This is a genomic window from Streptomyces sp. SID486 (genome assembly GCF_009865385.1).
Classification (GTDB): domain Bacteria; phylum Actinomycetota; class Actinomycetes; order Streptomycetales; family Streptomycetaceae; genus Streptomyces.
In genome coordinates this window covers 1-11,290 of sequence record NZ_WWJT01000095.1, presented here as the reverse complement: position 1 = coordinate 11,290, position 11,290 = coordinate 1, and the positions used below count along the sequence as shown (strand labels likewise).

Below are 11,290 nucleotides of genomic sequence, written 5' to 3'. Positions count from 1 at the left end.
TGTGCGCCGCTGCGGCCGCGCGCCGCTGCGCGCGGTCGTACGCCGGGAGCACGGCCTTCCGGCGCGTTCCACCGGAACGCTGATCCACCCGCCGGCGTGTGCGGCGCCGGCGCGCGTCCGAGGCGGTCGCGCCGACGAGCACACCACGCCGCCCGCGGCCCGCGTCTACCCGACCCGGTCACGGTTCGGCCAGGTCAGGGCGTACCCCGTGCACCCCTGACGGGTGCGGCACACCGCCGTCGGCCCGGCCTGCCGTGCCTCCCGGCGCGCCCGTCGGGGCACGGACGCGAAGCGCACGGCCAAGACGCGCGGAGGGCAGGACCGCGTTCCGCACGACCACACCGGGCCACCCCGGGGGGCGCCCGGCGCAGTGGCCCCGGCCGGTCGCCCGTGCGCGGGCCGCGGACGGCAGCACGGACGACAGTGAGACCGGGAGCACGGCGGCCGGGCAGCGCCCGGTGCCGGGCGGCCGGCACGGCCGGACATCGTTACCGGACCAGTCCCCAGCGGAAGCCGAGGGCCACCGCGTGGGCCCTGTCCGAGGCGCCGAGTTTCTTGAACAGGCGCCGCGCGTGCGTCTTGACGGTGTCCTCGGAGAGGAACAGCTCACGGCCGATCTCGGCGTTCGACCGGCCGTGGCTCATGCCCTCCAGCACCTGGATCTCCCGCGCGGTGAGCGTGGGCGCGGCGCCCATCTCCGCCGAGCGCAGCCGGCGCGGGGCGAGGCGCCAGGTCGGGTCGGCGAGCGCCTGCGTCACCGTCGCGCGCAGCTCCGCGCGCGAGGCGTCCTTGTGCAGGTAGCCGCGCGCGCCGGCGGCGACCGCCAGCGCCACCCCGTCGAGATCCTCGGCGACGGTGAGCATGATGATGCGCGCGCCGGGGTCGGCGGACAGCAGCCGGCGTACGGTCTCGACGCCGCCCAGGCCGGGCATGCGTACGTCCATCAGGATGAGGTCGGAGCGGTCGGCGCCCCAGCGGCGGAGGACTTCCTCGCCGTTGGCCGCCGTCGTCACGCGCTCGACACCGGGCACGGTCGCGACCGCGCGGCGGAGCGCCTCTCGGGCAAGCGGGGAGTCGTCGCAGACGAGGACGGATGTCATGACCGCCCTCCGCAGCTGATGCGCGTCACCTTGAGCCTCCAGGCTGGTACGGAATCGTCTGTGCGGTCGACCGTCTCGGACGCCTGCCCGAGCGCTTGTGTTTTCAACCGCCTCCGCACTCTCAACGACGGTCACTCGAAAGAGTTACGGGGCCGCGTGCCGTCTTCGGCACTCTACGTGAGGGGACCGACACGGTGCAGACATGCCCAACGGACCCTCAACTTTTCATCACAAGCTATGCCCCATTCGGCGCCTTTTCTTCCCGTTTCGTAGTGTCCGGGGCTAGATTCGCAATGAGTCATATTTTCATCTCCTTAGACCGGAGATGTACGGTCGTCGGCACCGTATCCGCCCAGATCGGCTACAAGGGGTCACGTAATGGCAGATTTCTCCCGCCTTCCCGGACCGAACGCGGACCTGTGGGACTGGCAGCTGCTGGCTGCATGCCGCGGGGTGGACAGCTCGCTCTTCTTCCACCCGGAGGGCGAGCGCGGGGCGGCTCGGAGCGCTCGCGAGAACTCGGCCAAGGAGGTCTGCATGAGGTGCCCGGTCCGGGCGGAGTGCGCGGCTCACGCACTGGCGGTGCGCGAGCCGTACGGCGTCTGGGGCGGCCTGACCGAGGACGAGCGCGAGGAGTTGATGGGGCGGGCACGCAACCGACTGGTGGCGGCGTCGACCACCAGCGGGGACACCGGCCCCACCCACTGAAGGAACGTTTCTGCACTTCCGGCCCGCCGGACGCGCCGTTCCTTCCTCACCGGGCACGCGCACGCGTGCCCGTGGCTCTGCCGCCGTACCCGCCGCCCTACGGCTGGGCGCGCCCGGCCGCGCGGGCCAGCTGTTCCAGCGTCGCCGACACCGCCGGCACCTGCGCCAGGTCGGGCAGGGTGAGGGCGACGATCTCGCGCCGTACCGCCGGTTCCAGCCGGACCGTGCGCGCGCCCCGCGGCCGCACCGACTCCACGGCCAGCTGGGGCAGTACGGCCACACCGAGACCCGCGCCGACCAGGCCGACGACGGCCGGATAGTCGTCGGTGGCGAAGTCGATGCGCGGCGTGAACCCGGCGCCCTCGCACACCTCGACCAGCTGGCCGCGGCAGCGCGGGCAGCCCGCGATCCACGGCTCGCGGGCCAGCTCGCCGATGGCCACGGTCTCCGCGCGCGCGAGCCGGTGCCGCTCGGGCACCAGGGCGACCAGACGGTCGGTCAGCAGGGGCCGTACGACGAGGTCGTCCCAGTCCTCGGCGACCGCGGCCCCCTCGTAGCGGAAGGCCAGGGCCAGATCGCAGTCGCCTTCGCGCAGCAGTCCGACGGACCTCGGGGGCTCGGCCTCCTCCAGGGAGACGCGGGTGCCGGGATGGGCCGCGCGCAGGGCGGCCAGGGCCGTCGGGACCAGCGTGGAACTGCCGCTGGGGAAGGAGACCAGCCGGACGCGGCCCGCGCGCAGGCCGGCGATGGCGGCGACCTCCTCCTCGGCGGCGGTGAGCCCGGCGAGGATGCCGGAGGCGTGCCGGACCAGGGCCTCGCCGGCCTGGGTGAGGCGCATCTCGCGCCCGTTGCGGACCAGCAGCGGGGTGCCGACCGAGGTCTCCAGGGCCTTCATCTGCTGGCTCACGGCGGGCTGGGTGCAGCCCAGCTCGCGTCCCGCCGCCGAGAAGGACCCGGTGGTGGCGACGGCGCGCAGGACACGGAGATGACGGGCCTCGATCACCCGTCGAGCATAAGCCAACCTTGGGTGAGGTTCCCGATAATGCGGGTCCGCTTTGGGCGGCGATCGCTTAGCGTGCTGGGATGAAGCTTCTCTCCGTCAACCTGGGGCGGCCCCGCCCGGTGCCCTACACGAACCAGCCGGACGGCCTGACCGGCATCGACAAGCGCCCGGCCGAGGGGCCGGTGCGGGTGGCGGCGCCCGGTCCGAAGGGGGCCGGCGCGAGCGGTCTCGCCGGGGACGCGGTGTGCGACACCCGCTACCACGGCGGGGACGACCAGGCCGTGTACGCGTTCGCGCGCGAGGACCTCGACGAGTGGGAGCGCGAACTCGGCCGATCTTTGGCCAACGGTTGCTTCGGCGAAAACCTGACCACGGACGGTCTGGACGTGTCCGGGGCGCTGATCGGTGAGCGCTGGCGGATCGGCCCCGAGGTGGTGCTCGAGGTGACCTCGGGCCGCATCCCGTGCCGGACCTTCCAGGGCCATCTGGGCGAACGCGGCTGGGTCAGGAGGTTCACACAGAAGGGCGCAACGGGTGCCTACCTCCGGGTGATCGCACCGGGCGAGATCCGGACCGGGGACCCGGTCGAGATCGTGCACCGGCCGGACCACGGGGTGACGGCGGCGATGCAGTTCCGCGCGGTCACCACCGAGCGGGAGCTGCTGCCGCGGCTGCTCGCGGCGGGCGAGGCGCTGCACGCGGAGGCGCTGGCGCAGGCGCGGAAATACGTGACGGAGCACGGGGGCTGAACGGCCGTCAGTACGGCGGGCGGCCCGGCGGGCACGGTCAGCGGAGGCTGTCGGTCCGGGTCACTACCCTTGGGCCATGACAACGGCTCTGATTACGGGATCGACCGCGGGGATCGGCGCCGCGTTCGCGCGGCGGCTGGCGGCTGACGGGCATGACCTCGTCCTGGTGGCGCGGGACACCAAGCGGCTGCGCGAACAGGCGACCGAACTGCACGACCGGCACGGCATCGAGGTGGAGGTGCTGACCGCCGACCTCGCGCAGGACAAGGGCATCGAGACGGTGGCCGCCCGGCTCGGCGACCGGAAGAACCCGGTCGACCTGCTGGTCAACAACGCCGGCTTCGGCCACAAGGGCCGCTATCTGGACGTACCGATGGCGGACGAACTGCGGATGCTGAAGGTGCACTGCGAGGCGGTGCTCCGGCTGACGTCGGCGGCGGCCGGGGCGATGCGCGAGCGCGGCCGGGGCGGGGTGGTGAACGTCGCCTCGGTGGCGGCCTTCGTGCCGCGGGGCACCTACGGCGCGTCCAAGTCGTGGGTCGTGCAGTTCACCCAGGGTGCGGCGCGGGACCTGGCCGGCAGCGGGGTCCGGCTGATGGCGCTGTGCCCCGGGTTCGTGCGCACCGAGTTCCACGAGCGGGCCGGCATGGGCACGGACAACATCCCCGGCTGGATGTGGCTGGACGCGGACAAGCTGGTCGCGGCGGCCCTCGCCGACCTCGCGCGCGGCAAGTCGCTGTCCATCCCGGATGCGCGGTACAAGGCGCTGATGGGGCTGGCCAAGGTGACGCCACGTGGCCTGCTGGGCGGGATCAGCTCCCGCACGGGGCGCAAGTACGGGCCGCGGTAGCGGACGGGTGGCGCTGCCGTCCCGGTGGGAAAATGGGCGGGACGGTTACCGGACCAGGGGGGCCGGAGGCGGCGTCATGACCTTCGTACAGCTCATCGAGTGCAGGACGAGCCGGCTGGACGAGATGAACCGGCTCATGGACGACTGGGTCCGGCAGACCAAGGGGACGCGTACGGCGACGCACGCGCTGGTCGGCACGGACCGCTCGGACGCGTCGCATGTCGTCGAGGTGGTGGAGTTCCCCTCGTACGAGGACGCGATGCGGAACTCGAACCTGCCGCAGACCGACCGGATCTACCGCGGGCTGGTCGCGCTGTGCGACGAGCTGCCGACCTTCACCGATCTGGACGTCGTACGGGACGAGCACCTGTCCGCAGACGACGGCGTACAGGGCGAACGCCGATCCGGACACGACGACGTACAGGGCGAACGCCGGTCCGGAGACGACGGTGTTCGGGGCGAGCGCGGGTCCGGAGACGACGGCGTTCGGGGCGAGCGCCGGTCCGTGGACAGCGTGCGCGGGTTCTTCGCGGCGGTCGGCGCCCCGGGTGAGCTGCCCGCGCTGAACGACCTGCTCGACGAGGACATCCACAGCCGCGACCCGATGAACCCGCAGGACACCGTCGGGCTGGACCACGTGCGCGCCGAGTTCCGGATGTGGCGCGGCGCGTTCGACTCCGCGTTCACGGTCGAGGACGTGTTCGCCCAGGGCGACCGGGCGTGCGCGCGGTGGACGTGGCGGGCCGTGCACCGAGGTGACTTCCTGGGGATCGCGCCCACCGGCAGGCAGGTCCTCATGACCGGGATGACGCTGTTCCGGTTCGGCGCCGACGGCAAGATCGCCGAGCTGTGGTGGCAGCACGACCAGCTGGGGCTGATGCAGCAGCTCGGTGCCCTCGACGAGTTGGAGCAGTAGGCCGGGTGGGCGCACAGCGCGCACGGGAGCCGGACGCCGGGCGGACACACAGGGCGAACGGGAGCCGGAGCCGGAAGGCGGGCGGGCCCGCCGGGCGCGCACAGGGCGAACGGGAGCGGGAGCAGCACGCCGGGCGCGCACAGGGCGAAGGAAGCGGTAGGGCGCGCTGACACATGGCGAAGGAAGCGGTGGGACGCGCGCGGGCGCAGGGCGAGAGGTGCGGTGGGACGCGCGTGGGCACAGGGCGAAGGCCCGGCCCCCCTCGACGGGGTGCCGGGCCTTCACTCGCAGGCGGTCGCCTCAGTGGGCGTGGCCGTGGCTGTGACCGTGGCCCGCGGCCTCCGGCTCCTCTTCCTTCTTCTCGACGACCAGGGTCTCGGTCGTGAGCAGCAGGGCGGCGATGGAGGCGGCGTTCTCCAGGGCGGAGCGGGTGACCTTGACCGGGTCGATGACGCCGGCCTTCACCAGGTCGCCGTACTCGCCGGTGGCGGCGTTGTAGCCCTGCCCCTTCTCCAGGTCCTTGACCTTGGAGACGATGACGTAGCCCTCCTGGCCGGCGTTCTCGCCGATCCAGCGCAGCGGCTCGACCACGGCGTTGCGGACGACCGCGACACCGGTGGCCTCGTCGCCGGTCTTGTCGAGGTTGCCCTCGAGGACCTTGGAGGCGTGCACCAGGGCGGAGCCACCACCGGAGACGATGCCCTCCTCGACCGCGGCGCGGGTCGCGGAGATGGCGTCCTCCAGACGGTGCTTCTTCTCCTTCAGCTCCACCTCGGTGGCGGCGCCGACCTTGATCACGCACACGCCGCCGGCCAGCTTCGCGAGGCGCTCCTGGAGCTTCTCGCGGTCCCAGTCGGAGTCGGTGTTCTCGATCTCGGCCTTGATCTGGGCGACGCGGCCGTGCACTTCCTCGGACTTGCCGGCGCCGTCGACGATCGTGGTGTCGTCCTTGGTGACCGTGATGCGGCGGGCGGAGCCGAGCACGTCGAGACCGACCTGGTCGAGCTTGAGGCCGACCTCCTCGGAGATGACGGTGGCGCCGGTGAGGACGGCCATGTCCTGCAGCATCGCCTTGCGGCGGTCGCCGAAGCCGGGGGCCTTCACCGCGACGGCGTTGAACGTGCCACGGATCTTGTTGACGACCAGGGTCGACAGGGCCTCGCCCTCGAGGTCCTCGGCGATGATCAGCAGCGGCTTGGAGGAGCCGGCCTGGATGACCTTCTCCAGCAGCGGCAGCAGCTCCGTGATGGCGGAGATCTTGCCCTGGTTGATGAGGATGTAGGGGTCCTCCAGGACGGCCTCCATGCGCTCCTGGTCCGTCACGAAGTACGGCGACAGGTAGCCCTTGTCGAAGGCCATGCCCTCGGTGAAGTCCAGCTCCAGGCCGAAGGTGTTGGACTCCTCGACGGTGATGACACCGTCCTTGCCGACCTTGTCCATCGCCTCGGCGATCAGCTCGCCGACCTGCTGGTCCTGGGCGGACAGCGCGGCGACGGCGGCGATGTCGGACTTCTCGTCGATCGGGCGGGCCGTGGCGAGCAGGTCCTCGGAGACGGCCTTGACGGCGGCGTCGATGCCCTTCTTCAGGGCGGCCGGGGAGGCGCCGGCGGCGACGTTCTTCAGGCCCTCGCGGACGAGCGCCTGGGCGAGGACCGTGGCGGTGGTGGTGCCGTCACCCGCGATGTCGTTGGTCTTGGTCGCCACCTCCTTGACGAGCTGCGCGCCGAGGTTCTCGTACGGGTCCTCGATCTCGACCTCGCGGGCGATCGTGACACCGTCGTTGGTGATGGTGGGGGCGCCGAACTTCTTGTCGATGACGACGTTGCGACCCCTGGGGCCGATCGTCACCTTGACGGTGTCGGCAAGCTTGTTGACGCCGCGCTCAAGGGCGCGACGGGCGTCCTCGTCGAACTTCAGGATCTTCGCCATGGCAGCGGGAGCCCTCTCGGAAATCTGTGGGTGAAAAACGCAGCGCCCCGGGCGCCCGGCTTCTTATCGGATGCGGGGGCCAGGGGCGCTGCTCAAGCAGAGAGTTGCTTGAGGTGATTACTTCTCGATGATCGCGAGCACGTCGCGAGCCGAGAGGACGAGGTACTCGTCGCCGTTGTACTTCACCTCGGTGCCGCCGTACTTGCTGTACAGAACGACGTCGCCGACCTTGACGTCGAGCGGCAGGCGCTCGCCGTTCTCGAAGCGACCCGGGCCCACGGCGAGGACGGCGCCCTCCTGGGGCTTCTCCTTCGCGGTGTCCGGGATGACCAGGCCAGAGGCCGTGGTCTGCTCGGCGTCGAGCGGCTGGACCACGATGCGGTCCTCGAGCGGCTTGATGGCAACCTTGGAGCTGGCGGTCGTCACGATCCGACCTCCCCCTTCGGAGATCTCACGGGGTTAACTGTCTGAGGTGGCGACCAGGTCGATCCGTCGTCGCGGGTGCCGGATCTGCCCGTCGCTGTTGTTGGCACTCTCACCTGCGGAGTGCCAGAGCCGAGACTATGACCGGGGTTAGCACTCGGTCAAGCGGAGTGCCAATTGCCGTGCGGCGCGTCGGCCGCGGACGGCGCGCGCGGGTGCCGCGGCGGGGCCGGTTTCCCCACGGCTCCGCCGGCCGAACACGCCGGTCAGCGGCCGGAAGTCCCGTCGCCGGCCCCGCCGGGAGCACCGCCGCCCGCCCACCGGAAGTCCCGTACGAAGTCCAGGTTCCGGCTCTCCCGGCGGTACCGCCGGGAGCCGCGGCGTTCAGCTCAGGTAGTCCTCCAGCCGGCCCACCGTGAGCCCCCGCTCCTGCGCCTCCCTCAGCACGCGCACCGTGCGTTCACGCAGGGGGAGGTCCCCCGACTCGTCGGGGCCCACCAGGACGATGTCGCCGGGGCGCAGGTGGCGGGGGCCGTGCGTGCAGGCGAGGCCGGCCGGGGTGAGGGCGGCGCGCCACAGGACGAGCGTGGAGATGCCGCAGCCGGCGGCGGCGCGCAGGGTGGTGGCGTCCCAGGAACCGTAAGGCGGCCGGAAGAGGCGGGGGCGGACGCCGAGGCGGGCGCGCAGGCGGTCCTGCTGCCCGCAGATCTCGGCGCGCTGCTCGGCGTAGGGCAGTCCGGCCGGGGCGCGGTGGTCGACGGTGTGGTTCTCGATGCCGGCGCCGAGGGCGCGCAGGCGGGCGAAGTGGCCGTAGCCGGGGGCGGCGACACTGTCGGTGAGGAACAGCGTGACGGGCAGCCTCAGTTCGCGGACCATGTCGACGAAGCGGGGGTCCCGCTCGGCGCCGTCGTCGTAGGTGAGGAAGACGACCGGGTCGCGGGTGGGGACGTGGTCGGCCACCGTGGGCAGGGTGTGCCCTCCCGGGGACGCGGCGGGTGGCCGGGCCGGGTGCACCGGAAAGCGGGCGAGCGGGCGGGCCAGGCCCCAGCGCAGGTAGCCGCGGTCGGCGGCGGTGTGGTGCGGGCGCACCCCTTCGGCGGCCTTCTTGCCGAGGCGCTCGATGGGGTCGACGGACTGGGCGCAGCCCGTGAGGAGCAGGGCCGAGGCGAGGACCGCCGCCGGACCCCGCAGGCGCCTCACAGGTAGTCCTCCAGGCGGGCCACGGCGTAGCCCTCGCGCGTGACCTTGTTCAGGAAGCGGCGCATGTCGTCGACCATGGTGCCGTTCCAGTCGTCCCGGCCGCGGAAGTGGGTGAGGACGATGTCGCCGCGGCGCAGCCGCTGGTCGTCCTCGCGGTACTCCCAGTGGTCGACGAAGACCTCCTCGTTCCAGATCGGCGCGTACTTGATGCCGCAGGACTTCGCGGCCACCAGGGTGTCCTGGTTGTAGTTGCCGTAGGGCGGGCGCATGACCGTGGGCGCCCTGCCGAACTGCTTCTTCATGATGTCCTGCATGCCGCAGATCTCGTCCCGCTGCTCCTCGTAGGACAGACCCGGCAGATAGGGGTGGTGCAGCGTGTGGTTGTCGAGCGTGTTGCCGTAGTCGCGCATCCTGCGGAAGTACGCGTAGTCGTCCTTCACCAGGTAGTTGCTGAGGAAGGCGGTGTAGGGGACGTTCAGGTCCCGCATCATGGCGAGGAACCGCGGGTCCTTCTCGGCGCCGTCGTCGATCGTCAGGAACACGACCTTGCGGTCGGTGGGCACGGTGGTGAAGACCGGGGGCAGCCCCCAGTCCTCCTGGTGGTCCACCTCGAACCCGTCGCGGGCCGTGATCCTCGGCTTGCGCGCGGGCGGCGGCGGAGGCGTCAGCGGAGCCTGGTCGAGTCCCCAGCGCCGGGCGGCGGCGACCAGCCGGGCGTGTTCGGCGGCCTGGCGGGCCTCGGGCCCCAGGGCCTGCACGGGTTTCCGTCCGGCGGGTGCGCTGCGCGCGGAGTCGGGGCCGGCACAGCCGGACAGCAGGGCGGCGGTGGCGAGCGCGGCGGCTCCGCCGCCCAGGGCCAGCCGCCGGAAGCGCGTCCAAATTTTGTCATTTTGTACTACTGCTCGCATGGCCTCGGATCCTCCCAGGCCACGGCCCGCGAACCGGTCCGACACCGCCGCCGGAGGCGCACCATCCACCGACTGGCCCACAATGACCCGGTGAACGACCTCGCACTGCTCCTCACCCCCGAAGGCCGCGCCCTCCTCGACGAGGTGCGTGCCACCGAGCCCGCACAGGAGCTGGCCGTGGCCACGCGTCTGCGCCGCGACCACCCGGCCGAGCTGGTCTCGGCCGCGCTCGGCCAGGCCCGGCTGCGGCAGCGGGCCGTGGCGAAGTTCGGGGCCGAGGACGCCGCGCGGATGTTCTTCACCCCGAACGGGGTCGAGCAGTCCACGCGGAGCAGCGTGGCGGCGTACCGGGCCCGGCGGCTGCGGGAGCTGGGCGTGACCGCCGTCGCCGACCTGTGCTGCGGGATCGGCGGGGACGCCGTCGCACTGGCGCGGGCGGGGATCCGGGTGCTGGCCGTGGACCGGGACCCGCTCACCGCGGCGGCGGCCCGCGCGAACGCCGAGGCACTGGGCCTGGCCGGGCTGATCGAGGTGCGGGAGGCCGATGTCACGGAGGTGGACACCGCCGGGTTCGACGCGGTGTTCGTGGACCCGGCCCGGCGGGGCGGCCGCGGGCGGGTGTTCGACCCGGAGGCGTACTCGCCGCCGCTGTCCTGGGCGATCGACACCGCCCGCACGGCTCCCCGGGCCGCCCTGAAGATCGCCCCGGGCATCCCCCACGAGGTGGTCCCGGCCGAGGCCGAGGCCGAGTGGATCTCCGACGGCGGGGACGTGAAGGAGGCGGTGCTGTGGTTCGGCACCGACGCGCCGGGCGCCGTGCGGGCCACGCTGCTGCCGGGCCCGCGCACGCTGCTCGGGCGCGGGCTGCCCGATCCCGGAGTACGGCCGGTGGGGCGGTACTTGTACGAACCCGACGGCGCCGTGATCCGCGCGCACCTGGTCGCGGAGGTGGCCGAGGAGATCGGCGGCGGCCTGGTCGACGCGACCATCGCGTACATCACCGCCGACGAGCCGCGGCCCACCCCGTACGCCACCGGCTACGAGATCACCGACCGGCTCCCGTTCAACGTCAAGAAGCTGAAGGCCCTGCTGCGGGAGCGCGGGGTCGGCACGCTGACCGTGAAGAAGCGCGGCTCGGCGGTCGAGCCGGAGGAACTGCGCCGCAAGGTCAAGCCGCAGGGCCCGAACGCGGCCACGGTCTTCCTCACCCGGGTGGCGGGGGCACCGACGATGCTGGTCGGCTTCCCGCTGCGGGCACCCGCCGGACCGGCCCCGCTCGGCTGAGCGGCGGCTGCCGTCCCCCCGGCGCGGGCGTGACCGCCGGGTCGCCACCCGGCCGCGTGGCGCACGGCCGGGACACCGTTCGACCGCGTGGCGCACGCCCGACCTGCTGTCCGGCCGCGTGGCGCACCGCCGGGACGCCACCCGGCCGCGTGACGCACGGCCGGGACACCGTTCGACCGCGTGACGCACGCCCGACCTGCTGTCCGGCCGCGTGGCGCAC

Annotated in this window: 12 protein-coding genes; 6 read left to right on the top strand and 6 right to left on the bottom strand. The window is 72.7% G+C overall.

What is annotated here, in order from left to right; genetic code table 11:
• Positions 1-220 (top strand): hypothetical protein (locus GT045_RS39470; RefSeq protein WP_237538351.1); only part of this gene is annotated, 220 nt, incomplete at its 5' end.
• 268 nt (positions 221-488) lie between these two features.
• Here the strand turns inward: GT045_RS39470 and GT045_RS04715 are convergent.
• A complete protein-coding gene (locus GT045_RS04715; protein WP_003948568.1) occupies positions 489-1,100 on the bottom strand; it encodes a response regulator transcription factor in 612 nt (203 codons plus the stop codon).
• 378 nt (positions 1,101-1,478) lie between these two features.
• Between GT045_RS04715 and GT045_RS04710 the strand changes: the two genes are divergently transcribed.
• Positions 1,479-1,808, top strand: a complete 330-nt coding sequence (locus GT045_RS04710) for a WhiB family transcriptional regulator (protein WP_161298713.1) — start codon at positions 1,479-1,481, stop codon at positions 1,806-1,808.
• Between the two features lie 97 nt (positions 1,809-1,905).
• On the opposite strand, the gene GT045_RS04705 is transcribed toward GT045_RS04710, so the two are convergent.
• The gene (locus GT045_RS04705; RefSeq protein ID WP_161298712.1) at positions 1,906-2,811 is read right to left on the bottom strand and encodes a LysR family transcriptional regulator; all 906 of its coding nucleotides are present in this window, start codon (positions 2,809-2,811) and stop codon (positions 1,906-1,908) included.
• Positions 2,812-2,891: 80 nt separating this feature from the next.
• On the opposite strand from GT045_RS04705, the gene GT045_RS04700 reads away from it, so the two are divergent.
• The 3 genes from GT045_RS04700 to GT045_RS39465 all read left to right on the top strand — a co-directional run bounded on the left by GT045_RS04700 (position 2,892) and on the right by GT045_RS39465 (position 5,326).
• On the top strand, positions 2,892-3,560 hold the full coding sequence (locus GT045_RS04700) for an MOSC domain-containing protein (protein ID WP_161298711.1): 669 nt from the start codon (positions 2,892-2,894) through the stop codon (positions 3,558-3,560).
• 76 nt (positions 3,561-3,636) lie between these two features.
• The gene (locus tag GT045_RS04695; RefSeq protein ID WP_161298710.1) at positions 3,637-4,410 is read left to right on the top strand and encodes an SDR family oxidoreductase; all 774 of its coding nucleotides are present in this window, start codon (positions 3,637-3,639) and stop codon (positions 4,408-4,410) included.
• A gap of 76 nt (positions 4,411-4,486) precedes the next feature.
• Positions 4,487-5,326: an ester cyclase gene (locus GT045_RS39465; protein WP_237538350.1), complete on the top strand. Its 840-nt coding sequence runs from the start codon at positions 4,487-4,489 to the stop codon at positions 5,324-5,326.
• A gap of 300 nt (positions 5,327-5,626) precedes the next feature.
• On the opposite strand, the gene groL is transcribed toward GT045_RS39465, so the two are convergent.
• The 4 genes from groL to GT045_RS04665 form a co-directional block, all read right to left on the bottom strand.
• Complete coding sequence (gene groL / locus GT045_RS04680) at positions 5,627-7,255, bottom strand: chaperonin GroEL (protein ID WP_161293199.1); 1,629 nt, start codon at positions 7,253-7,255, stop codon at positions 5,627-5,629.
• A 117-nt stretch (positions 7,256-7,372) separates the two neighbouring features.
• Entirely contained in the window at positions 7,373-7,681 is a 309-nt protein-coding gene (gene groES / locus GT045_RS04675) for a co-chaperone GroES (protein ID WP_004955293.1), read from the bottom strand.
• Between the two features lie 381 nt (positions 7,682-8,062).
• Positions 8,063-8,878 (bottom strand): polysaccharide deacetylase family protein, encoded by an 816-nt coding sequence (locus GT045_RS04670; protein ID WP_161294684.1) that lies wholly within the window; start codon positions 8,876-8,878, stop codon positions 8,063-8,065.
• Positions 8,875-9,786, bottom strand: coding sequence for a polysaccharide deacetylase family protein (locus tag GT045_RS04665; protein ID WP_237538349.1), 912 nt, complete (start codon positions 9,784-9,786; stop codon positions 8,875-8,877). Before GT045_RS04665 ends, GT045_RS04670 begins: the two co-directional genes overlap by 4 nt.
• A 90-nt stretch (positions 9,787-9,876) precedes the next feature.
• On the opposite strand from GT045_RS04665, the gene GT045_RS04660 reads away from it, so the two are divergent.
• On the top strand, positions 9,877-11,070 hold the full coding sequence (locus GT045_RS04660; protein WP_161333364.1) for a methyltransferase domain-containing protein: 1,194 nt from the start codon (positions 9,877-9,879) through the stop codon (positions 11,068-11,070).
• The last annotated feature ends 220 nt before the right edge of the window (positions 11,071-11,290 follow it).

What these genes read in the sequence shown, in the direction of transcription:
- GT045_RS04700 (WP_161298711.1), top strand. Translation starts at nt 2,892, where the DNA reads ATGAAGCTTCTCTCCGTCAACCTGGGGCGGCCCCGCCCGGTGCCCTAC.
- GT045_RS04695 (WP_161298710.1), top strand. Translation starts at nt 3,637, where the DNA reads ATGACAACGGCTCTGATTACGGGATCGACCGCGGGGATCGGCGCCGCG.
- groL (WP_161293199.1), bottom strand. Translation starts at nt 7,255, where the DNA reads ATGGCGAAGATCCTGAAGTTCGACGAGGACGCCCGTCGCGCCCTTGAG.
- GT045_RS04665 (WP_237538349.1), bottom strand. Translation starts at nt 9,786, where the DNA reads ATGCGAGCAGTAGTACAAAATGACAAAATTTGGACGCGCTTCCGGCGG.
- GT045_RS39465 (WP_237538350.1), top strand. Translation starts at nt 4,487, where the DNA reads ATGACCTTCGTACAGCTCATCGAGTGCAGGACGAGCCGGCTGGACGAG.
- GT045_RS04715 (WP_003948568.1), bottom strand. Translation starts at nt 1,100, where the DNA reads ATGACATCCGTCCTCGTCTGCGACGACTCCCCGCTTGCCCGAGAGGCG.
- GT045_RS04710 (WP_161298713.1), top strand. Translation starts at nt 1,479, where the DNA reads ATGGCAGATTTCTCCCGCCTTCCCGGACCGAACGCGGACCTGTGGGAC.